21 protein-coding genes and 1 pseudogene are annotated in these 22,933 nt (G+C 62.0%); 17 read left to right on the top strand and 5 right to left on the bottom strand.

Annotated elements, in window-relative coordinates:
* The 6 genes from ACP146_RS14560 to ACP146_RS14535 all read left to right on the top strand — a co-directional run bounded on the left by ACP146_RS14560 (position 1) and on the right by ACP146_RS14535 (position 6,639).
* Positions 1–1,089: a maleylacetate reductase gene (locus tag ACP146_RS14560; RefSeq protein ID WP_422367474.1), complete on the top strand. Its 1,089-nt coding sequence runs from the start codon at positions 1–3 to the stop codon at positions 1,087–1,089.
* The gene (locus ACP146_RS14555; protein ID WP_422367473.1) at positions 1,086–1,934 is read left to right on the top strand and encodes an intradiol ring-cleavage dioxygenase; all 849 of its coding nucleotides are present in this window, start codon (positions 1,086–1,088) and stop codon (positions 1,932–1,934) included. Before ACP146_RS14560 ends, ACP146_RS14555 begins: the two co-directional genes overlap by 4 nt.
* A gap of 136 nt (positions 1,935–2,070) precedes the next feature.
* Positions 2,071–3,009, top strand: coding sequence for a tripartite tricarboxylate transporter substrate binding protein (locus ACP146_RS14550; protein ID WP_422367472.1), 939 nt, complete (start codon positions 2,071–2,073; stop codon positions 3,007–3,009).
* Positions 3,010–3,060: 51 nt separating this feature from the next.
* Complete coding sequence (locus ACP146_RS14545; RefSeq protein WP_422367471.1) at positions 3,061–3,600, top strand: tripartite tricarboxylate transporter TctB family protein; 540 nt, start codon at positions 3,061–3,063, stop codon at positions 3,598–3,600.
* 9 nt (positions 3,601–3,609) lie between these two features.
* Positions 3,610–5,118, top strand: a complete 1,509-nt coding sequence (locus tag ACP146_RS14540; protein WP_422367470.1) for a tripartite tricarboxylate transporter permease — start codon at positions 3,610–3,612, stop codon at positions 5,116–5,118.
* 18 nt (positions 5,119–5,136) lie between these two features.
* Positions 5,137–6,639 carry an aldehyde dehydrogenase family protein gene (locus tag ACP146_RS14535; protein ID WP_422367469.1) on the top strand — a complete coding sequence of 501 codons (1,503 nt, stop codon included), beginning with the start codon at positions 5,137–5,139 and terminating at the stop codon, positions 6,637–6,639.
* A gap of 138 nt (positions 6,640–6,777) precedes the next feature.
* Here ACP146_RS14535 and ACP146_RS14530 read toward each other — a convergent pair whose 3' ends face one another.
* Positions 6,778–7,341, bottom strand: a complete 564-nt coding sequence (locus ACP146_RS14530; protein ID WP_422367468.1) for a nuclear transport factor 2 family protein — start codon at positions 7,339–7,341, stop codon at positions 6,778–6,780.
* Between the two features lie 164 nt (positions 7,342–7,505).
* Here ACP146_RS14530 and ACP146_RS14525 point away from each other — a divergent pair, with 164 nt between their 5' ends.
* The 11 genes from ACP146_RS14525 to ACP146_RS14475 all read left to right on the top strand — a co-directional run bounded on the left by ACP146_RS14525 (position 7,506) and on the right by ACP146_RS14475 (position 17,148).
* Positions 7,506–8,660: an amidase gene (locus tag ACP146_RS14525; RefSeq protein ID WP_422367467.1), complete on the top strand. Its 1,155-nt coding sequence runs from the start codon at positions 7,506–7,508 to the stop codon at positions 8,658–8,660.
* The gene (locus ACP146_RS14520; RefSeq protein WP_422367466.1) at positions 8,657–9,796 is read left to right on the top strand and encodes an acyl-CoA dehydrogenase family protein; all 1,140 of its coding nucleotides are present in this window, start codon (positions 8,657–8,659) and stop codon (positions 9,794–9,796) included. Before ACP146_RS14525 ends, ACP146_RS14520 begins: the two co-directional genes overlap by 4 nt.
* A gap of 10 nt (positions 9,797–9,806) precedes the next feature.
* Positions 9,807–10,178, top strand: coding sequence for a hypothetical protein (locus tag ACP146_RS14515; protein WP_422367465.1), 372 nt, complete (start codon positions 9,807–9,809; stop codon positions 10,176–10,178).
* A 3-nt stretch (positions 10,179–10,181) separates the two neighbouring features.
* Positions 10,182–11,456, top strand: coding sequence for an aromatic ring-hydroxylating oxygenase subunit alpha (locus ACP146_RS14510; protein ID WP_422367464.1), 1,275 nt, complete (start codon positions 10,182–10,184; stop codon positions 11,454–11,456).
* Positions 11,453–11,950 carry an aromatic-ring-hydroxylating dioxygenase subunit beta gene (locus tag ACP146_RS14505; protein ID WP_422367463.1) on the top strand — a complete coding sequence of 166 codons (498 nt, stop codon included), beginning with the start codon at positions 11,453–11,455 and terminating at the stop codon, positions 11,948–11,950. Before ACP146_RS14510 ends, ACP146_RS14505 begins: the two co-directional genes overlap by 4 nt.
* 11 nt (positions 11,951–11,961) lie before the next feature.
* A complete protein-coding gene (locus ACP146_RS14500; protein ID WP_422367462.1) occupies positions 11,962–12,708 on the top strand; it encodes an SDR family NAD(P)-dependent oxidoreductase in 747 nt (248 codons plus the stop codon).
* On the top strand, positions 12,705–13,670 hold the full coding sequence (locus ACP146_RS14495) for a PDR/VanB family oxidoreductase (protein WP_422367461.1): 966 nt from the start codon (positions 12,705–12,707) through the stop codon (positions 13,668–13,670). Before ACP146_RS14500 ends, ACP146_RS14495 begins: the two co-directional genes overlap by 4 nt.
* An 11-nt stretch (positions 13,671–13,681) precedes the next feature.
* Entirely contained in the window at positions 13,682–14,191 is a 510-nt protein-coding gene (locus tag ACP146_RS14490) for a flavin reductase (protein WP_422367460.1), read from the top strand.
* A gap of 92 nt (positions 14,192–14,283) precedes the next feature.
* Positions 14,284–15,288: a TRAP transporter substrate-binding protein DctP gene (gene dctP, locus ACP146_RS14485; RefSeq protein WP_422367459.1), complete on the top strand. Its 1,005-nt coding sequence runs from the start codon at positions 14,284–14,286 to the stop codon at positions 15,286–15,288.
* Between the two features lie 50 nt (positions 15,289–15,338).
* Positions 15,339–15,833: a TRAP transporter small permease gene (locus ACP146_RS14480; protein WP_422367458.1), complete on the top strand. Its 495-nt coding sequence runs from the start codon at positions 15,339–15,341 to the stop codon at positions 15,831–15,833.
* A 1-nt stretch (position 15,834) separates the two neighbouring features.
* Complete coding sequence (locus ACP146_RS14475) at positions 15,835–17,148, top strand: TRAP transporter large permease (RefSeq protein ID WP_422367457.1); 1,314 nt, start codon at positions 15,835–15,837, stop codon at positions 17,146–17,148.
* A 936-nt stretch (positions 17,149–18,084) separates the two neighbouring features.
* Here the strand turns inward: ACP146_RS14475 and ACP146_RS14470 are convergent.
* From ACP146_RS14470 to ACP146_RS14455, 4 genes and pseudogenes are all read right to left on the bottom strand, one after another.
* Positions 18,085–19,530 (bottom strand): TrkH family potassium uptake protein, encoded by a 1,446-nt coding sequence (locus ACP146_RS14470; protein ID WP_422367456.1) that lies wholly within the window; start codon positions 19,528–19,530, stop codon positions 18,085–18,087.
* 283 nt (positions 19,531–19,813) lie between these two features.
* Positions 19,814–20,320, bottom strand: a pseudogene (locus ACP146_RS14465) (efflux RND transporter permease subunit); the annotation flags it as partial.
* A gap of 22 nt (positions 20,321–20,342) precedes the next feature.
* Positions 20,343–20,984, bottom strand: coding sequence for a maleylacetoacetate isomerase (gene maiA, locus ACP146_RS14460; RefSeq protein ID WP_422367455.1), 642 nt, complete (start codon positions 20,982–20,984; stop codon positions 20,343–20,345).
* Positions 20,985–21,329: 345 nt separating this feature from the next.
* Positions 21,330–22,901, bottom strand: coding sequence for an MFS transporter (locus ACP146_RS14455; protein WP_422367454.1), 1,572 nt, complete (start codon positions 22,899–22,901; stop codon positions 21,330–21,332).
* Between the last annotated feature and the right edge of the window lie 32 nt (positions 22,902–22,933).

Here is a 22,933-nt window from a genome sequence, read left to right as displayed (position 1 = left end):
GTGATCGGAACCCTGCCGCGCGAGACATTCCTGTTCAAGCCGCTGCCGACGCGGGTGCTGTTCGGCGCCGGCACTCGGGCCTCACTTGGCGACGAGGTGCGCGGGGCCGGGATCACTCGTGCCCTGGTGCTGACGACACCGCATCAGCGCGAGCTGGGCAAAGAGGTCGCCGCCGGGCTGGGCGATCTGGCGGCCGGGCTGTTCGACGGGGCGGCCATGCATACACCTACGGATGTGACCGAGACGGCGCTTTCGGCGCTGAAGACCTTGGGCGCGGACGGACTGGTTTCGGTCGGTGGCGGATCGACCATCGGGCTGGGCAAGGCGCTGGCCGCACGGACGGATCTGACGCAGGTGGTTCTGCCCACGACCTATGCCGGGTCTGAGATGACCCCGATCCTGGGCGAGACAGAAAACGGGCTGAAGACCACGCGGTCCGGACCGGAAATTCAGCCCGAAGTGGTGATTTACGATGTCGATCTGACCCGCAGCCTGCCGGTCGGGATGAGCGTCACTTCGGGGATCAACGCCATCGCCCATGCGATCGAGGCGCTTTATGCCCCGAACGGCAACCCGGTCATGGATGCGCTGGCGCTGGAAGGCATCCGGGCGCTTGTGGGCGCGCTGCCCGAAATCGTGGCGGACCCGGGCAATGCCCCGGCCCGGCAGTCGGCGCTTTACGGGGCGTGGCTGTGCGGGACCTGCTTGGGCAATGTCGGAATGGCCCTGCATCACAAGCTGTGCCACACGCTTGGCGGCACCTTCGGGCTGCCGCATGCGGAAACCCACACGGTCGTCCTGCCCCATGCGCTGGCCTACAACGCCCCCGCCGTTCCCGACGTGGTCGCGGCGCTGACCCCGATCCTGGGGCAGGATCCGGCGCTTGGTCTTCATGATCTGGCCCGCGAACTGGGTGCGCCGATCAGCCTGAACGCGCTGGGCCTGCCCGCAGAGAGTATCGACCACGCAACCGATCTGGCCCTGCAGGCCCGCTATCCCAATCCCCGGCCGCTGGAGCGAGACGCGATCCGCGCCACCTTGGCCCGCGCCTGGGTCGGCGAAGCCCCCATCAGAAAGGACAAGACATGACCCGGTATTTCTCGGAAGCGGATTCGGTCGAGACAGTGAACGCGCGCGTCGCGCCCGATGCCGATCCCCGGCTGGCGCAGGTAATGTCCTCGCTCGTCCGGCATCTGCATGCCTTCGTCAAGGATGTGACCCTGACCGAGGCGGAATGGGGGATCGCCATCGATTTCCTGACCCACACCGGCCAGATCTGTTCGGACACGCGGCAGGAGTTTATCCTGCTGTCGGACGTGCTGGGTGTGTCGATGCTGGTGGACGCGGTGAACAACCGCAAACCTGCGGGGTCTACCCCCTCGACGGTGTTCGGACCGTTCCATGTCGATGGCGTGCCAGAACGCGAGATGGGGAGCAACATTTCGCTCGATGGTGTCGGCGAGGCCTGCCTCTTCGAGGGCCAGGTGGTCGATATGGACGGACATCCGATCAAGGATGCCATTGTCGATGTCTGGAGCGACAATGCAGACGGCTTTTATGACGTGCAGCAGCCTGACATCCAGCCGCAGCACAACAATCGCGGCATCTTCCGGACGGGTGCGGATGGTCGCTACTGGTTCACCGGGATCAAGCCGGTCAGCTATCCGATCCCCGACGATGGCCCGGTCGGGCAGATGCTGTGCCATCTGGGCCGCCATCCCTTCCGGCCCGCGCATATGCATTTCCTGGTCAGCGCGCCAGGCTATCATCGTCTGATCACACATACCTTCGTCGCGGGCGACAGCTATCTGGAAAGCGACGCTGTCTTTGGGGTGAAGGCCCCACTGATCGTCGATTTCGAAGCGCTCGATACAACCCAGGACGGGCCGCGCTGGCGGGCCGCCTATGATTTCGTCCTGCCACCAAGCACGTGACGAGACTGCGCCGAACCGGGTGCAACCAAAACGCCAATAAACGGGCAGAGATTCGGAACGGCGTTAAAAATCTGAAGAATGACGTGAATAATCACGCAAATCACATAAGCTCAGAACACGAACAGGGAGCAAAACCATGAAGAACCTACTGACGACCAGTGTCATTGCCCTGCTGGCGGCCCTGCCGCTGGCCGCACGGGCGGAGTATCCCGAGAAACCCGTCGAATTCGTCGTGCCGTGGCCTCCCGGCGATCTGGAAGACATCCTGACCCGGATGATCGCCGACCGCTTTCAGGAAACCTATGGCGTGCCCGCGGCTGTCGTGAACAAGCCCGGCGGCGGCGGCGGGCCCTTCCCCGGTGCGGTCGAGGTCGCGATGGCCCCCGCCGATGGCTATACCATCGGGTCCTTCGTGATCGACGTGCCGATGGTCGGTCCCTATATCGGCATCCCGCCGCTGGAAGGGAACCCGTTCGATCCGATCGGCATCTTCGTGACCTATCCCTTCATCCTGGCCGCTGCGGGCGACGCGCCCTACAAGACCATGGAAGAGCTGGCCGCCTATGCCCGGGAAAACCCGGTGACGCTTGGCCATTTCGGCGAGGTCACAAGCCCGGCGCGGCATTCGCTGGCCATGGCCAAGGCGCTGGAGTTCGAATTCTCCTCGGACGCAGCCTTTGACGCGCTGGACTGCAACACGCTGGCCTCGGGCGATGCGGATGTCATCAACACGACGCTGCAGCTGATCCGCCCGTGCCTGGACGATCTGACGATCCTGATGGCCGACACCAACAACCGCATCCCGGTGCTGCCCGATGTGCCGACCGCCGGTGAAATCGTGCCCGAGTTGGATTTCTCGACCTGGAACGGGCTGTTCGTGCACAAGGACACCCCGCAGGAGGCGCGCGACGCTATTGCAAAGGTCGCGCAGGAGGTCATGGCTTCGGACGCGGCGATGCAGCTGTCCAAGGACACCGGCGCCGAGGTCTACTGGCTGGATGCCACGCAATCCGATGCTCAGATGGCCAAGGATGCGGATACGATGGCCCGCATCTCGACCTTCCTGGGCGAGTGATCCGGGTGGGGTCGCGGAACCGTGACCCCCGTCTTGCAAACAGGTGAACGCATGAACCGCGTCTTCAACTTTCTTGCCCTGTTCCGTCGGGAACGGCGGCCGGGGGATATGGTCTTTGCGATCGGGTTCTTTCTGATCGCCGTGGCGGCCGCAGTCGTGCTGCCGCAGCAGGCCAAGTTCCTGCCGGGAAAAGCGCTGGTCAGCCAGCCTGGCTTCTGGCCCGCCATCGGCGTTGGCATGATGGTCACCTTCGGGGCGGCGCATCTTCTGTCGACCTGGAACGCGCCGCGCCTGCCGGGCCGGCTGCGCGAGGTGCTTGTCTGGGCCCGCGCGCTGGAATTCGTGGCGTGGTTCGTGGCCTATGTACTGATCGTGCCGGTCGTGGGCTACCTGCCCGCCACGCTGATCCTGGCGCTAGGGCTGGGGATGCGGCTGGGCTATCGCAGCCCAAGGTCGCTTGTGGCGGCAGCGTTGTTTGCGGTGGTTGTCGTGCTTGTCTTCCGCACGGGTCTGGGCGTGCGCATCCCTGCGGGGGCGCTCTACGACTATCTTCCCGCGCCGATCCGTTCCTTTGCCATCATCAACCTCTGAACTGTGATCATGGTCGATACATTCCTTCTTGCCGTAGATCACCTGCTGGAATGGCAGGTCATCGTCGCCCTTCTGATCGGATCGATCGGGGGCGTGATGATCGGGGCCATCCCCGGTGTCGGCCCCGCCGTCGCCATCGCGATCCTACTGCCCGCGACCTTTTCCATGGATCCACTGGTCGGTTTGACCCTGCTTTTGGGCGTCTACGGATCGAGCATGTACGGCGGGTCGCTGCCGGCGATCCTGATCAACACGCCGGGCACGGCGGTCAACGCGCTGACGACCTATGACGGCTATCCGATGACGCAGAAGGGGCAGGGGCTGCGCGCCCTGGGCCTGGCCTATGGGGCCAGCTTCTTTTCGGCGATCTTTTCCATCCTGGTGCTGATCCTGCTGTCGCCGGTTCTGGCCAAGATCGCGCCGATGTTCGGATCGCGAGAGATCTTTCTGGCCGCGCTTCTGGGGATCGTTCTGGTCATCGTGGCGCACAAGGGCCAGATGGCCGCCGCGGGCATGATGGCGGGTCTGGGCATCCTGCTGCAATCCGTGGGGATGGAGCCCGTCAATTACACCATGCGCTTCACCTTCGAGATGGGCTGGCTGACCTCGGGGCTGGATCTGATCGTCGTCGTGCTGGGGCTTTTTGCGATCAGCCAGGCTTTCGTGCTGATGGTCGAACCTGAAAGCGCCCCCGATACCGCACCGGTGCGCGGGTCGATGTTCAAGGCCATCCGCGAGGTTCTGGGCTTCAAGCGCGTGGCGCTGACCGGGTCCAGCTATGGCGTGCTGATGGGGATGATCCCCGGTGTCGGGGAATTCACCGCGCAGTTCCTCAGCTATACGACCGCGCGCCGCACCTCGAAAATGCCCGAAGAGTTTGGCGAGGGCAGCCCCGAAGGTCTCGTCGCCTCGGAAAGCGCCAACAATGCGGTGCCCGCCGCCGCGATGATCCCGCTTCTAGCGCTTGGCATCCCCGGAGAGGCACTGACCGCCATGATGCTGTCGGTTTTTTACGTGCACAACGTCGTGCCCGGGCCAGGGCTGTTCCAGAACCAGCTGGATTTCGTCTATGCGCTCTACCTCGCGCTGATTGTGCTGAACGTGATCGTCATCCTGTGGATGCTGGTCTCGTCCAACCTGCTGATCCACCTGATCCGCGTGCCCACCCGCTTTCTGGGCATGACGATCCTGATCATGAGCTTCGTAGGCATCTATTCGCTGCGCAATTCGCCGGTGGACTGCCTGATCGCGGCGGGTTTCGGGGTGTTCGGCGTCATCCTAAAACGGCTAAACCTGCCGGTGGTGCCGATTATCCTTGGCATGGTGCTGGGCAATATCATGGAGGTGAAGCTGCGCGCGGCGGCGGCCCGGATCGACAGCCCTTTCGACATGGTGAACCGGCCGATCGCGGCGATCATCGCCATCGCCATCCTCTTCATCATCATCCAGGCGGTCCGCAGCACGATCCGTGACTGGGACACCGCCGATCCTACACCTGCGGACCAACCGGGCCGCTGAACCACGAAGGAGACCCCCATGCGTATTGGCGCACCCGATCAGGCCCCCGACGGCATCGCCGCCGCGGTGACCGATTTTCTTAAGGCCCCGAAGATGGTGATCGGCGGGGCGAGCCTCGACGGTGAGGACGGCAGTTTCGAGGTTTTCAACCCCGCTGACGGCACCCGCCTGGCAACGGTCCCCGAGGCCAGTGAGGCCGATGTCGACCGCGCTGTCGCCGCCGCCCGCGCGGCGATGGAAGGGACCTGGGGACAGATGCCCGGTGCCGCGCGTACCGCGCTGATGCTGAAGCTCGCCGACCTGATCGAAGAGAATGGCGAGGAACTGGCGCAGCTGGAAACGCTGGAAAACGGCAAGTCCATCATGATGAGCCGGCTGATCGAGGTCGCCTCGTCTGCCGAATACCTCCGCTACATGGCGGGCTGGGCGACCAAGATCCGGGGCGAGACGCTGGACGTGTCCATCGCGATCCCGCCGGGCACGAAATACACCGCCTTCACCCGCAAGGAGCCGGTCGGTGTCGTCGCCGCGATCACGCCGTGGAACTTTCCGCTGAACATGGCGGTGTGGAAAATCGCCCCGGCGCTGGCGGCGGGCTGTACCGTGGTTCTGAAACCGGCCGAGGAAACGCCGCTCACCTCGCTGCGTCTTGCCGAACTGGTGCGCGAGGCGGGCTTCCCCGATGGCGTGGTCAACGTCGTCACGGGTAGCGGCGCGGTCGGGGCGGCGCTGGTCCGTCATCCGGGCGTGAACAAGATCACCTTCACCGGGTCGACCGAGACCGGCAAGAAGATCGGCATCCAGGCGATGAGCGATGTCAAACCCGTCACGCTGGAACTGGGCGGCAAGGCCCCGATGGTCATGTTCGACGACATGGACTTGTCGCTTCTGGGGCCGGCAGCGGGCATCGGCATCTTCCTCAACACAGGGCAGACCTGCTGCGCGGGCGCGCGGTTGTTCATCCAGCGCAGCATCTATGACGAGGCCGTCGCGACGCTGAAAGGCATCGTGTCCTCGCTGCCCCTGGGCAGCGGCATGGACCCCGCCAACCAGATCAACCCGCTGGTCAGCGCGAAACATCAGGCCCATGTGCTGGGCGCGATCGAGAGGGGGATCTCCGAGGGCGCGACGCCGCTGCTGGACGGGGCCGCGCCGGACGCAGGCTATTTCGTGGCGCCGCAGCTGTTCGAAGGGGCAGGGGCACAGTCAGCCCTGATGCAGGACGAGGTCTTTGGCCCGGTCGCCACGATCACGCCCTTCGATACGGAAGACCAGGTCATGGCGATGGCGAACGATGTCCGCTACGGCCTTGGCGCGTCGATCTGGAGCCGTGACATCAACCGCGTGATGCGGCTTGTTCCCAGGATCGATGCGGGCACCGTCTGGGTGAACAGCCACAATATCCCCGACCAAAACATGCCGTTCGGCGGGTTCAAGCAATCGGGCATCGGACGTGAACATGGGTCCGGGGCTCTCGATAATTTCCTCGAAACCAAATCGGTCTGCGTGGCCTACTCCTGACGTTTTCCCGACGTTGGACGTCTGACCCGGCCAGGTTCACGCTTGGCCGGGTTTTTTGGGGTCGGGATGCAAGCGACGAAAAAGCCGCCCGGCACGGGGCCGGACAGCTGTCGTCGGGTCAACGGGTCGGGCTTCCGCTTAGGGCCGCATCAGAACCGAGGCCGAGGGGTAGTCGGAGGCCCAGGTCGCGGGCAGCGGCGCGACAAAGACGTTTTCCGTCCGGTTGCGCGTGTAGCGCCATTTGCCGTCCTCGCATTTGCGATAGCTGTTCCACAGACGCGACGACCGCAGCAGCGCCTTGCCGTCGGAAAAGAGCCAGGGCTGCATATGCACCCAGTTGCCTTCGGCTGTCACCGCATCGTCGGACACGCGGATCTGTTCGGACGTCAGGTAGTGACAGTTCAGGATCAGGGCGGGATCGGTCTTGCCGCCCCAGAAACCCTGAAAGTGCTTTTTCACGGCATCCCAACCTTCGGCTCGGCCGAACTGGTTGTCGTAATATTCGCCCACGCCTTCCCAGACCGCCTCAGGGGCGAAGAGCTCCATGATCCGGTCGATCCGGTCGGCGTCGTCGTTGGATCCGAACTCCGGGTTCGGCGTGTCGCACAGGAACATGTAGCGCGCCTGCACGCGGCGCACCTCGGCTTCGGCCTCCAGTATGGCGATGCGCTGTTGCAGCTGTTCGATCTGATTCTCTGACATCGGCGTCTCCTTTATGGTAATATTCATGTAAAATAGCCGATAAGTGGTCAAAGGGACAGGAAAATTCAAAATTCACATGAATATTCTTGACGTCGATTAAAGGAACGGTAATTTTACTGTAATTCCCGCATAACAAGACGGGGTTCTTCAACGGGGATGATTTAATGACCGTCACGACGGACCACTCTGCTGCGCTCGTTCAACCCCTTGACCTTGGATCTCAAGGCGGGCTGAGCTTTGCGGTAAAGGACTGCATCGACATTGAGGGCGAGGTGACGGCCTCGGGGTCGGCGGCCCTGGCGGATCGTCCGCGGGCCAAATCCCATGCGCAGGTGATCGAGGATCTTCTCGCCGCAGGCGGGCACATCATCGGCAAGGCGAAGATGCACGAATTGGCCTTCGGCATGACCGGGGTCAACGCCGTCTATGGCACGCCGGTCAATCCCCGCTGGCCCGACCGGATCCCCGGCGGGTCCTCCTCAGGTTCGGCCTCGGCGGTTGCGTCGGTGCTATGCGATGCGGCGCTTGGCACCGACACCGGCGGATCGGTCCGCCAGCCCGCGATCTGCTGCGGCGTTTACGGGATCAAGCCGACCTTTGGCCGGATCAGCCGCAAGGGATGCCATCCGGCGCAAAGTTCGCTGGATTGCGTCGGTGTCTTTGCCCGGTCGGCCGCGACGATGACGCAGGCCATGGCGATGATCGACCCCGGCTTCACGCCGATGAAGCTTGAGTACGCGCCGCGCATCGCGCGCGTCAAGGCCGAGAACCTGGAACCCGGCGTGGGCGAGCCGCTGGTCTATGGCCTGATGGAGGGCCTGCCCGAAGCCGGCTATGTCGCGTTGCCCGGAATGGCCGAGGCCTTCGACGCCGCCATGGTGATCATTGGCGCTGAAACCCATGCCGCCTGCCGGACCCTTCTGGACGATCCCCGGCTGGGCAAGGATGTGCGCGCGCGCATCGCCGCCGCGGGAGCCATCACGCCCGAACAGGTCGCGCAGGCCGAAGAGGTACGCACCCGTTTCACCGCCGAAGTCGACGCCGCGCTGGCGGATGTCGATGTGCTGATCACGCCAGCCCTTCCGACGATTCCCCCGACGCTGGCCGAGGCCGAAGATCCCAGCCGGGTTCTTCCGCTGACGCGGTTCCTGCGTCCCTTCAACCTCACCGGTCATCCGGCGATTGCCCTGCCCGTGCTGGGTGATCTGCCGCTTGGTCTTCAGATTATCGGCCGCAAGGGCGAAGACGCGCAGCTTTGTGCGGTCGCCGAATGGATGGTCGACACCTGTCCGCTATTCCGAAAGGAGGAAGTCCTATGAACGCCCCAGCCAAAGTGGCGCAAACCCCGGATGCAAAGGATCGGATCCTGTCCGACATCCGCGCGCGTGCCACCGAATTCCAGGCGCTGCGCCATATTCCGCAAGACGTCGTGGACCAGTTCAAAAGCCTGGGCGTCTACCGGGCCTTCGTGCCCGAACGCTTCGGCGGCGATGCAAAGTCCCCGGCGCAGTTCTGCCGCCTGATCGAGGATATCTCGGCGGCGGATGCCTCGGCCGGCTGGGTCGCCAGTTTCGGCGTCTCGGCCACCTATCTGGCGACCCTGCCGCAAGAGACCTACACCAAGATCTTCAGCGAAAATCCCGACGCCGTCTTTGCCGGTGCCATGTTCCCGCCGCAGCCCGCCAAGACCGTTCCGGGCGGCTACGAGGTCCGTGGCCAGTGGCCCTGGGGATCGGGGATCATGGGGGCCGACCTTGCCGGCGCCGGGATTAAGGTCGAAGGCAACGACACCAAGTTGCCGCTGATCGCGATCATGCCGCGCGACAAGGTCGAGGTGGTCGATACCTGGAACACCGTGGGCCTGGCCGCCACCGGCAGCCATGACATCAAGGTCGATGGTGTCGTGGTGCCCCCCGAATGGACCTTCATCCGCGGGTCGAAGCCGACGATGGACGACCGGCAGTTCCGCTATCCGTCGATGGCGCTGGCCAGCCAGGTTCTGGCCGTGGTTGCCCTGGGCGCGGCCCGCGCGGCGCTGGACTATATCCACGAGGGCGGCAGCCGTGCCTCGGTCACCGGGGCGCCCAAGCCGGGCGCACGCCCCTATCTGCAGACCGAATATGCCAAGGCGCGCGGCGTCTATCTGGGCGCGCAGGCACTGTTCTACGACACGCTGGAAGAGGCCTGGGACGCGCTTGAGCATGACGAGGCCGTCAGCCGCGACCTTCACATTCGCTTGCGTATGGTTGCATCCAAAGCGGCCAAGGACGGCGCCGAAGCCGCACGCATGGCCTTTGCGCTTGGCGGGTCCACCGCGATCGAAAAGGGCCATCCGCTGATCCGCAACATGATCGACGCGGCCTCGGTCGCGCAGCACGCCTTTCTGTCCGAGGGCACGATCACCGCAGCGGGCGCTGCGATGTTCGACGAACCCACCATGCCCGGCTACCCGTAAGGAGGCCCCGATGTCTGAGACTCAACCGATCCGCACGCTTTTGTGCTTCAACAATCACCCGACGTTCTTTTCGCTGCCCTTCGACCAGATCGGACCGGTCTGGACGGCAACCCAGGCGCTGATGCGCGGCATTGCCGATCTTGAAGGGGTCGAGATCGTCGGAACCTTCGATGACGACCAGACCATGGTGGGGGCGACGCAGGGCTTCCCCTTCACCTGGTACATCATGGCCGATTTCCCGGATCGCGCCACGGTCCAGGCCGCCTGCAACCTGCTGCGCACCATTCAGGTGGGCGAGGGTAACGACCGGCTTTGGAAATACATGACCGTCGAGGCGCGCATGGGCCGGGCCTTGGAAATTCCCGCACAGCACAGGAGCTGAACCATGTCTCTCGATATGCCGAAATTCAGCGATCTGGATGCGCTCTACGACGAAGAGAACGCCAAGGTCGCGACTGAAATGTACGAAGACCCTGAACTCTTCGCAGAAGAGATGGAGCGGATCTTCAAACGTACCTGGGTCTTCGTGGTCCACGAAAGCGAATTCCCCGACAAGGGGTCGTTCAAACTGTCGAATGTCGGGCTTGAGCCGGTGATCGTGGTCCGCGACCGCAAGGGCGTCATCCACGTGATGGTCAACCGCTGCCGTCACCGCGCCGCAACCGTCTGCGAGGTCAAGAAGGGCAAGACCGCGTCCTTCCAGTGTCCCTATCACGGCTGGGGTTACGGCCTTGATGGATCGCTGCGTGGGCTGCCCTATCCGGAACAATATGGCGACGACTTCAACAAGGACCAGCACGGCCTGCTGAAACTGCGGACCGAATCCTACAACGGCATGGTCTTTGCGACCTTCAACGAGGATATCGAGCCGCTGGTGGATTTCCTCGGCTCCGAGGTCTGCCGCTACATCGACCTGTTCATGAAACAGGGCGGCGGCTTCCCGGTGAAGGTGCTGGGCGAACATCAGTTCACTGTGCCGATGAACTGGAAGGTGCAGCTGGAAAACACCACCGACGCCTATCACTTCCCGGTCGTGCACAAGAGCTTCCTGCAATCTCTCGACGGGGCCACGAACGAGATGTTCGACTTCCTCGACAAGGGCAAGGGCTGGGTCGAAGATCTGGGCAACGGCCATTCGGTGATGATGATGATCCCCGAACTGGAAGACCTGGAAGCCAACCTGGACGATCCGATCCCAGCCCGCTTCGAAGAGCTGGCGCAGGGGCTGCGCGACGAAGGCTATCCCGAGGATCAGGTCAAGCGCATCGTGCGCGCGGTCGGCGGGGCGGGGTTCAACCTCAACCTCTTCCCGAACGTATCCTTCTCCCTGGCCTTCTTTCGAGTGCTGACCCCGGTCAGTGTCGAACAGACCGACATCCGTCACATGGCGCTTGGCATGGACGGCGGCCCGGCGGCGGCCAACCGGATGCGTCTGCGCCTGCATGAGCATTTCCAAGGGCCCATGGGCTTTGGGTCGCCCGATGACGCCGAGGTCTGGGAACGCGTGCAACGCGGCACCAAGGGCGGAGAGCAACTGCCGATCCTGGTGAACCGCGGCATGGTCGACGAAGAGCCGGGTACCGCAGGACCGCGCGGCCATATCAGCGCCGAGACCGGCATGCGTGCCGCCTACCAGATGTGGAAGAGGATGATGGCATGACCGAGATGTCGAAGATTGACACCCAGGCCCTACTGGCCGACGTCACACGCTTTGTCTGGCACGAGGCCGATCTGCTGGACGCCTGCGCCTATGACGACTGGCTGGAGCTGTGGACTGAGGACGGGCTATACATCATGCCCATCGGCGAGGGTGATGATCACGCCAACCAGCTGAACCTCTGCTATGATAACGCCAAGATGCGGCGTGACCGGATTGGACGGTTTCAAGCGGGGCTCTCTATCTCGTCGGCCCCGCCAGCTGTAACCGTGCGCACCGTCAGCCGGATCGTGATCGACAGCGCCGAAGGCGACCTGATCACGGTTCGGGCGGCCGAACACCTGGTCGAGGACAAGTTCGGGCGTCAGCGGGTCTGGGCGGGCAACGTCTGGTACGTGCTCAAGGTGACCGAAGATGGCAGCTTCAAGCTGCATCAGAAGGTGATCCGGCTGCTGAACTCTGACGGGATGCTGAATTCGTTCAGCTACCTCTTCTGATGGCAGCGCCCTTGCCTGATCATATCCAGACGGCCGTTATCACGGGCGGCGCGCGCGGCTTCGGAGCCGAGGTCGCGCGCGCGCTTCACCGTGACGGGTTTCGCGTGGTCATCACCGACATGGATCCGGAACCGGCCAAGGCGCTGGCGTCCGAGCTCGACCTGTCGGGTGAGACCGCGATCACGGCCACGCTGGATGTCACCAAACCCGAGGATTTCCAAACCGTCCTCGACAAGTGCATCGAGTTCTACGGATCGGTCGAAGTGCTGGTGAACAACGCCGCACGCACCGCCATCCAGGGGCTTCTGGACATCGACCCGGCCTTCTTCAACGAGGTGATGGCGACCAATGCGGGGGGCACCTTCGCGGGATGCCAGATCTTGGGGCGCCACATGAAGGACCGCGGCTATGGCCGTCTGGTCAACATGGCCTCGCTTGCGGGGCAGAATGGCGGCACGGCGACGGGGGCGCATTACGCGGCCTCCAAGGGGGCGATCCTGACGCTGACCAAAATCTTTGCCCGTGACCTCGCCCCCTTTGGCGTGACCTGCAATGCAATCGCGCCCGGGCCGATGGACACGCCGATGGTCCGGGACGTGCTGGGCGACAAGATCGACGCCGCAAAGAAGAACATTCCCGTCGGAGACCTGGGCGATCCGAAATTCGTGGCCGAACTGGTCGCGATGCTCGCGGCGCCCCGAGCCGCTTTCGTCAACGGCGCCTGCTGGGACGTCAACGGCGGGATCTACATGAGATGAGCCTCGATATGACCGACAATCAGACCATGACGCTGACCGTCTCCGAACGAATCGACGACCGGGGCGGCATCGCCCGCATCCGGCTGGTGGGCGATAGCCTTCCGCCGGTCACCGCCGGGGCGCATCTGGATCTTTACCTGTCAGGGATCAACATGTGGCGGCAGTATTCGCTGTGCTCCGATCCGGCCGAGACCGGCTTTTACGAGATCGGCGTGCTGAAGGATCCGGCGTCGCGCGGCGGCTCGGTCGAGGTGCATCGCGTCGCCAAACCCGGCGCGACCCTGACCGTCGAAGGCCCGCGCAATCACTTCCCGCTGGATGAAACGGCCAAGACCACGGTCCTGCTGGGCGGCGGCATCGGGATCACCCCGATGATCGCCATGGCCAAGCGCCTGCACGCCATCGGCCAGGATTTCACGCTGCATTACTGCACCCGTTCGCAAGAGGTCACGGCCTTTTACGACGAGCTGAAGGCGGCCCCCTTTGCTGACCGCATCGTCTTTCACCATGACGACGAGGATGCGGCGCAGAAGCTGGTCCTTGACCGCGACTTGCCCGCGCCGTCGCCGGATACGCACCTGTATGTATGCGGCCCGCAGGGGTTCATGGACTGGGTGATTTCCTCGGCCGAGGCCGCCGGTCACGCCACCGCCAATGTGCACCGCGAATATTTCTCGTCCGAGGTCGATCTGAGCGGTGAAACCTTCGAGGTCGAAGCCCGCGCTTCGGGTCTGACGCTGACCATCGGCCCGGACGACACCATCGCGAAGAAGCTGGCGGAGCACGGGATCAAGGTCGAAGTGAAATGCGAAGAGGGCGTCTGCGGCACCTGTGTCACGGATGTCATCGAAGGCGACATCGATCACCGCGACCAATTCCTGACCATCGACGAACGCGAAGACGGCGACCAGATGTGCGTCTGCTGTTCGCGCGGCCGCGGCAAGCTGGTGCTGGACATATGAGCGGGCCGGGGATGCAGCTGACGGACGACCAAATCGCCTTTCGCGAGGGCATGAGCAGAATGGGCGCAGCCGTGAACCTGATCACGACCGACGGGCCTGCGGGCAAGCACGGGCTGATCGCCTCGGCGGTCTGTTCGGTGACCGACGCGCCGCCGACGCTGCTTGTCTGCATCAATCGCAAGGCGTTCGTCCACGACCGGTTTCTGAACAACTTCCATGTCTGCGTCAACGTCCTCGCGGCTCAGCACCAGGACCTCTGCAACACCTTCGCCCGATACATCAAAGGCGTCGACCGCTGGGCGCAGGGCAGCTGGATCACCAAAGAGACAGGTTGTCCGGTGCTAGAGGATGCCAACGTCGCTTTTGACTGCCGCATCGGGTCGCTGATTGAGCAGGGCTCGCATTCGGTGATGTTTTGCGAAGTCAAGGCGGTGCACCTCGGCACCATCGTCCGGCCGGGACTCGTATATTTCAGTCGGGATTTTCATCACCTGCACGCACCGTCGGATTCGGCGGCCTAGACTACCGCGCCAGATATGTAACCGCCCCGCTACAAGGGCGGTCTTCATAAAAGCGGCGCCAAAGAAACCTGCGTCCCAACAAGGAGAAGACCATGAAGACGATCAGACCTTTCAATACATTGCTCACCGCGATGGCAGTATCCATCCTCGCGCTTGGCGCGTCCGGCGCCTCGGCGCAGGACACGCTGCGCAGCCTCACGGCTTTCCCGTCCTCCGATGCCACGGCAGCGCTCTATGCCGAATTCGTCGAACTGGTGAACGAGCGCGGCGCGGGCATTTTGGAGATCGACATCGTCGGCGGACCCGAGATCGTTCCGGGTTTTCAGCAAACCGAGGCCGTGGCCCGGGGCACCATCGACATGACCTATGCCCCGATCAGCTACTCGTTGGGGGTGTTCCCGGAAGGCGATGCCTGGGTCGGCTCGAACCTGACGCCGATGGAATCGCGTGAAAACGGCGGCTTCGAACTGGTCCAGTCGATTGCAGCCGAAAAGCTGGGGGTACACGTGTTGTCGCGCTTTGCCCCGGCTGCGCCGCTAGCGCTTTACTTCGTCGACGAACCGAAGGTGGACGCCGACGGGAACCTCGACCTCAGCGGGCTGCGGATGCGTGCCTCGCCGCTCTATAATGCGCTCTACGAAGCACTTGGCGCCGTGCCGGTGACCATTTCCGTGCCCGACATCTACTCGGGGCTGGAACGCCGCACCTTCGACGGGATGGGCTTCCCGCCTTCGGCCATCGACGGCTGGTCCTGGGATCGCTTCCTGAAATACCGGCTCGACCCCGGTTTCATGCAGACCGACCTTGGCATCTACATCAACCCGTCGAAATGGGCCGCCCTCAGCGACGAGTCGCGCCAGATTCTCACCGACACGGCGGTTGAATTCGAGGCAACGTCCTACGAACTTTGGCAGCAGGTGACTGAAGAGGCCAACGCCAAGTTCGAAGGCCTTGGCATGCAGGTCGTAGCGCTTGAAGGCGCAGGCCGGCAGGCCTTTCTGGACACCGCCTTCGGGGCGTCCTGGGACCGTCTAAAAGCGTCCGGCTCGGATGACTACGAGGCCCTGCGCGACCACTACTACCGCGAACCCAAGTGACCTGAAATACGGCCCGGCCCTGGCCGGGCCCTTGTCGCAGGAGACCTGCCGTGGCTATTCTACGCCTTTACGACACGATGATCCGCGGGCTCGCCGTCACCGGCGCGGCGTCTCTCGGCTTTATCACTTTGCTGATCGCCTATGGCGTAGCCTCGAGGAACCTGGCGCTGCCCGCGTTGCGCTGGTCGAGCGCGGTCGTCGAGTACATGCTCTTGTTTTCCACGATGTTGGCTGGACCCTGGCTCGTGCGAAACGGCGGGCATGTCGCCGTCACTGCCATCGTCGACCTGCTTCCCGCAGGCCTGCGCACCATCGCGGCCCGCGCGGTTCTGATCGTCAGCGCGGCGACGCTGTTCCTTCTGTCGGTCGTGGCGGGCCAGCTGACGCTGGAACAGTTTGCCTCCGGCTCTACCGACATCCGCTCGGTCCCGCTGCCGGGCTGGATCCTCTATGCGATGCTGACCCTCGGCTTCTTGCTCATGGCCACCGAATTCCTGCGCCTGCTGATCCGGGGCGAAACATATAGCGGCGAAGGCGGGCACTGACATGGACTGGTATACTGCGGCGCTGCTTCTGATCGGCGGCCTTCTGTTCCTGATGTTCCTGGGCTTCCCCGTGGCCATCGCCTTTCTCGTCGTCAACGCCGCGGGCGTGATGATCTTCATGGGTGGGGTGCCGGGGCTAGAGCAACTCGTGGCCAACGCAACCTCGTCGGTGACAAGCTTCGCGCTGGTGCCGGTGCCGCTCTTCCTCATCATGGGGGAATTGCTGTTTCATTCCGGCCTTGCCTTCCGTGTCTTCAACGCACTCGACAAGCTGCTCGGCGGGATCCCGGGGCGCCTCGCCTATCTGACGGTGGGCGGCGGCACGATCTTTGCCACGCTTTCGGGATCGTCCATGGCGAACACGGCTATGCTGGGCACGACGCTCATGCCCGACATGATTAAGCGCGGCTATAAGCCCTATATCATCATGGGGCCGATCCTTGCGACGGGTGGGTTGGCGATGATTATCCCGCCGTCGTCGCTTGCGGTGCTTCTGGGTTCCCTGGCGCGGCTAGATGTCGGTGCGCTATTGATCGCTGGCCTTCTGCCGGGGCTGATCCTCGCAGTCTTCTACGTTGTCATCATCGCGGTGGCGATCAAGATCGACCCCGACGCCGCGCCCGCCTATGCTGCCGAGCGCCATTCATTCGCCGAAATCGCCTTTGCAATGCTCCGCGACGTGCTGCCGATGGGCCTAGTGGTCTTTGCCGTCGTGGGGATGATCCTACTCGGCTGGGCGAGCCCTACGGAATCCGCCGCCTGCGGGGCACTCGCCGTCACGATCCTTGCAGCTTTCAACCGCTGCCTGACCTGGGAGGTTCTGAGCAAATCCCTCATGGGCACGCTGCGGGTTTCCGCGATGATGCTGTTCATCATCCTCGGCTCCACAACCTTCTCGCAGATCCTTGCTTTCTCGGGTGCGTCGCGGGGCATGGTAGGTTTCGCCACCGGGTTCGAGCTTGGACCGTACGCGATGCTGTTGGCCATGCTGATCGTCCTGATCGTTCTGGGGATGTTCATGGACCAATTGTCGATCATGATGCTGACCCTGCCAATCTTTATGCCCATCGTGCTGCACTACGCCTTCGACCCGATCTGGTTCGGGGTGGTCATGCTTCTAGCGCTCGAGCTGTCTTTGACAACGCCGCCCTTCGGGTTGTTGCTCTTCGTGATGCTGGGCGTCGCTCCAAAGGGCACAACGATGAGGCAGGTGGTTCTGGCCACGCTGCCCTTTGTCGGCGCAACGCTCGTCTTGATCCTGCTGCTGGTGCTGGCACCGCCGATCGCAACTTGGTTGCCCGGTCTAATGCGGTGAGACGTCAAGACCCCTGTACCGAGGTCGTGCCTTTCGAGTGGTTCTACTTAACTCGTCCCATCCCTCAGTACGTTTACCAATCAAAGACAGCCGGGACAGTGTCCTTCATTACGCTGAATGGAGGATCGGAGCGATTCGTTCTGCGCTTCGGCAGGTTAGAAAATGCAGATGACTAGGCTGAGTGCTGAGGCCGATAATGAAGATTATTTACATAAGTCTTATTATGCGCCAAATGAAATCCCCATATTTTCAATAGGTTTCGTCCTCTACCACCTCCCTGTGGGCGAACCTCTGGCGGCATCGACGCAGTCGGTGTCGCCCCTTTTTAACGAGCCAGGAAAAAGTTCGACCGAGATCAGGTCACGGGAACGTCCCAGCCGAATAGGACTGACGAATCAAAGCAGATGTGACGTAGCACGAAATGGCAATAACTCGGCTTCTGTGATTTCAATGGGTTAGCGTTTCACTTAACTATGATAATTAGCACTTAATTTGAGAATCATTGCTGGACTTTGGCACTTAACTTGAGAATCATGGCGCGGAGAATTTTCCGTGATGTTTGCCATGTCCGAGCCACTTCCCGACGAAATTGATGACGACCTTTGGGATGAAGCGCACCGTCGAGCGGAAGTGATCCGAGAGTTCCTGAAGGGCTCTGACGCGTCAAGATTGTCGACCGCTTCATTAAAGACGCCGCTCCCGACAAGTAATCACCGTTTGCCTACGAAATAGAAAAGCGTCGTGAGGCCTTAGGCTGGAATAAGCTTTGCCTCGGTTCGCAGCCGCTAACCCCGCCGCAGAGCACATCAGACAATCGAACACTGCGACGGCCCAGAAAACTACTTGCGGCCAATAGTGGCGCAACAGACTTTAACGGTTGCAAGTCTCCACCTTATGTGAAATTCGGGCGATACTGGCTAACTCTCGGCGCAACCATCAGGATCGCCAAAAGTCGCGATCGAGGGCGACTAGTAAAGCGAGAACTTCGAGGCGTCCGGCGAGCATGGCGATTGTCAGTATCCATTTTGCCGCATCGGGTAATGATTGAAAGTTTCCGGATGGGCCGATGACGGTTCCCAATCCCGGCCCGACATTCGTGATCGCCGTCACACTTCCCGAGTAAGCGGTAACGATATCCAATCCGGCCAACGCCAGCGCCGCGGTAGAGACGGCGATCGTGGCAATGAAGACAGCGAGAAAAGAAAGGATTGAATAAGGCACATCATCGTCCAGCCTCTTACCATTATACTTCAAAATCTGAATGCGATGAGGGCTGTACAAGTGCCGAACATGAGTGCGAATGATCGATAACAGTATCTGAAACCGGTAAATCTTGATCGCACCGGACGTCGACCCGGAGCACCCGCCGACAAACATCAGCACCAGGAATATGCCAACTGCGCCCGGCCCCCAGGCGGTGTAGTCGTCGGACGCATAGCCTGTCGTCGTGACAACGGACGTAATGTTGAACGAGGTCAACGTCACAGCCTGGAAGAATCCGATATCGCGTTGCTCCATGAGCCACCAGGCCATGATCGCGCTTATCGCCACTATAAAAACAATGAATCCTTTGACTTGCTCGTCTGTAACAATCGAATTGAAATTGCCGCGCACCGTCTTGATATACAAGGCGAAGGGGATCGCCCCTGCCAGCATGAAGGCCGTTGCTGTCCAGTGGAGACCGGGTTCCGAGAAGTATCCGAACGACGCATCGTGCGTGGAGTAACCGCCTGTCGACAATGTCGTCATCGCGTGAGCGATCGCGTCGAAGCCCGACATTCCAAAAGCAAGATACAGAAATGCACACAGACAGGTCAGCGTCGTATAGACCAGGAACAGCTTTGCAACAATCTTGCCTACCGATGAGTCAATTTTCTCCGTCGTATCGGAACTCTCGATCCGGAAAATCTGCATGCCGCCGACCCGCATCAAAGGCAGCAGGACAATCGCCATCGCGATAATGCCGATGCCGCCGATCCATTGTAGGAACGCGCGCCAAAACAAAATGCCGGTGGGTAAGGAATCCAGCTCTGTGAGAACAGTTGAGCCGGTCGTGGTGATGCCGGACATGGATTCGAAGACGGCATCGGTGAAGCTAATGCCGAGTGCCAGAAAAGGAATTGCGGCAAGAAGGGCGACGATGATCCATGCAAATATCGTGACCAGAAACGCCTCCCTAATGCCGATCTGCACCCGACCGTCTTGTCGTGTCGCGGTCGCCAACATACCGCCGAGAAACAGGGAGATCACAGCCGCAAACATGAAATGTTCCCAATCGGCATTCTTCTGGGAGAAGTCGATAAGCGCAGGAACGCATAGGGCGACCCCGACAAAACACGTTAGAAGACCAGCCAGATAGAGCACCCGGCGCAGATCGATCATTGCATTGCCTCCAAATTAAACCCTAACTCGTGACATACTAGCCGCCTGAAGCCAACGGGTAGTGCGGCGACGCAAAGCGGCCGACATACAGCGCAGGAAATGGACGCGCCATGGCCCAACGCTCTATTTCGGTTGTGCACTAACTCCTTTACGTATTTTAGCGACCTCTCCAATTCGCTCTTCTTTCCTCATTTCATTCAGTTCTTTGTCCAGCCCATTCTAATAGCCCCGCGCTTTCGACCCCAGCACGGTCAGCGCTGGGGTCGCTTTCCTGGTTCGCCCATCACAGGCCGCGTCTATGGTGTCGCCACCGGGTCCGGCAGTGGACTCGGCGCTTGACGCCGCCGACAATCCGGTAGAGCGCCGGCAAGACGAGCAACGTCAGGAGCGTTGAAGAAACGATCCCGCCGATAACGACGGTCGCCAGCGGGCGCTGCACCTCGCTGCCCGCGCCGACATTGAACGCCATGGGCACGAAGCCGAGGCTCGCCACCAGCGCCGTCATCAGAACCGGCCGCAGACGCTGCATGGCACCGATGCGGATCGCGTCTTCCAGATGAATCCCTTCGGCGAGACGCTCCTTGATGAAGGTCAGCATCACGACTCCATTGAGAACGGCGACGCCCGACAGCGCAATGAACCCGACGCCCGCCGAGATCGACAACGGCATGTCGCGAAGGGCAAGCGCTGCGACACCGCCCGTCAAGGCCAGAGGGACGCCGGTGAACATGACGCCCGCATCCCGCACGGTCCCAAACAACATCATCAGAATACCGAAGATCAGCAGCAAGTCACCGACACAAAAAACACACTCAGATATCAGCATCCGGTTGGCGGTCCGGCCAAGTATCGGCGAACGCCGCCTGTTCTAAACAGGCCGCATTGATTCGCCGCACAATAGGATAAGCGGAAAGATCGGCGCCAAAGCGCTCGGCATTATAGACTTGCGGCGCCAGGCATATGTCAGCCAATGTCGGAGAGTCGCCGTGGCAGAAACTTCCCGTATCCGGACTTGACGCGAGCAGGGCCTCGAAACCGTCAAAACCCTCTGTGATCCAGTGACGATACCAGGCGGTTATGGCAGCCTCGTCGGCGCCCAGCGCCTGTTCGAGGTAGCGCAAGATCCGCAGATTGTTGATCGGATGGATGTCGCAGGCAATCGTCTGGGCCAACGCCCGCACGCGGGCGCGGCCCGGAAGGTCGCTAGGCAGAAGCGGCGGCTCAGGGTGCTTTTCTTCGAGATATTCGATAATCGACAAACTCTGGGCCAGGATGAGCCCGTCGTCGTCCAACGCTGGCACGAGACGCTGCGGGTTGACCGCCGCATAGGCATCCGTCCGATGCTCCTGCCGGAGCGTATTCACGTAGGATTGCTCATACGAAAGCCCTTTCAAGGCCATCGCAATGCGCACGCGATAAGCGGCAGAGGAACGAAAATATGTGTAGAGTCGCATTCAACGCCCATTTGCTTCACGTTCAAGCCGAGAGTTCTTGGACAGCTTCACGGTCTGACCGGCTCGTTCGTAGCCGGAGTTTAACAACGGTAGCCGGCGAACCGTCGCCGTGCGGTCTCAAGCCAGCCGGTCAGATCGCTGGCAATCCATACCCGTCTTGGTGGTAGCCATCATCTCGACATGAAACCGCATGAACAACTCACCGGCCTTTTTCGTGCGCTGTCAAATGATTTATCCTGACACGGGAAACACAGTGTTGGCGCCGCAACGACCTGTCGAAGGCTCACCTCATCAGCAGCGATCAAGAAGATGCGGAGATGATATAGCTCCTGGGAATCGCGGCGGTTAATCGGATCGCCCAATCGTTCCGACATGCCGCAGGGCCACAGCCGCCAAGATGACCAGCACCGTAACACTGACGGCGCTGAAGATCGCCGCGCTGTGGAACCCTGCAACGAAAGCACTCCGTGCGTCTTCGATCAGCCCGGCGGGCAACTCGGCTGCGATGGCGGACGCCGCCCAGAGACTGTCACCGACCGCCACACCGATATCCTCAGGCAGCGCGTCCGGCAGACTATCGAACAAGGTTCTGCGATAGATAACAGTGGCAATGCTGCCGAGAATGGCGATGCCGAGAGAAACCCCGATGTCCTGCACGGTCTCGGACATCGCCGAGGCCGATCCGGCCTTCTTGGGCGGCGCCGATCCGACGACAAGATCGGTGCCGAGGGCGGCGATGGCGCCATTGCCGAGATAGGCGAGCGCCAGCCCAGCGATGACCAGACCGAGGTCGACGACGCCTTGACCGACGGCCGCCAGCATCAGGTATCCCATGACAGAAAGCGCCAGCGAAGAAGCAACGACAAACCCCGGACGGATACGCCGGGCGATGATGGGTGCGCCGATGCCGCCCGCGATCATGCCAAGGGCAGCGAGCCCCATCCAGAGGCCGGTAAGGAAGGGTGGCTGGCCGGCAACCAGTTGCAGATATTGCGCGGTCAGCATCATCGTTCCCCCAACGGCGATCAGCCCGACAAGCAGCACGATCAATGACGCCGAAAACGCGCGATTGGAAAACAGCCGGAGATCAAGCAGCGGGTCGGCGAGCCGGTTTTGTCGCCACACGAAGACCAGGCCGACCGCGACGCCGACGCTTATGGCAATCACGGCCTCCGGGGTGATCCCGAACCGCGCGATCTCCTTGACGCCGTGGATTGTCGACAACATCGCGACCAGTGAGAGGCCCACGCTGAGAAAATCCAAACTTGCCCGGTCGGACGCTCGGTGTTCCGGCAGGAGCGATCGCGCGAAGATCAGCAGCAAGGCGGCAAGCGGAACCGGAATGAGAAAGGCAGCCCCCCACCAGAACCGCTCGATCAGGAAACCACCTCCCGCTGGCCCGAGTGCGTAGCCCACGCCAAACAGCGTTGCCCATATGCCGAAAGCCAAGGCCCGTTCGCGCGGGTCACGGAACAGATCGCTGATCAGCGCAAGCGTTGAGGGCATCAACGTCGCGGCCGCGATCCCCAAAGCCGCGCGCGCCGCAATTAGCATCGTCGTGCTTGTGGCAAAGGCGGCAAGGCTTGAAGCGACGGCGAACGCGACCATGCCGATCATCAACAGCCTGCGCCGGCCGATCCGGTCGCCCAGCGTGCCCATGGTGATGAGAAACCCGCCCAACATGAAACCAGACACGTCGAGGATCCAGAGCGCCTCGGTGCTGGTCGGCTGAAGGTCCACCGCCAGCGCCGGCAAGGTAAGCGGCAGAAAGGTGAGATCGAGCCCCAACATCAGCGTCGGCAACGCCAGCAGCGCCAACCCGAGCCATTCGCGCGCCCCGGCCTTGCTCGGTAACGGCGCCTCGGCCTGCACTATCTCTTCCGGGGTCGAAGTCGCTGTATCGCACTGGATCGTCATGTCGCCTCCTTGTCGAAGGCGCACAATCCGGG

The organism is Pelagibius sp., from assembly GCF_965249265.1.
In the GTDB taxonomy this organism is placed as follows: domain Bacteria; phylum Pseudomonadota; class Alphaproteobacteria; order Kiloniellales; family Kiloniellaceae; genus Pelagibius.
This window is presented reverse-complemented; position numbering and strand designations above follow the sequence as displayed.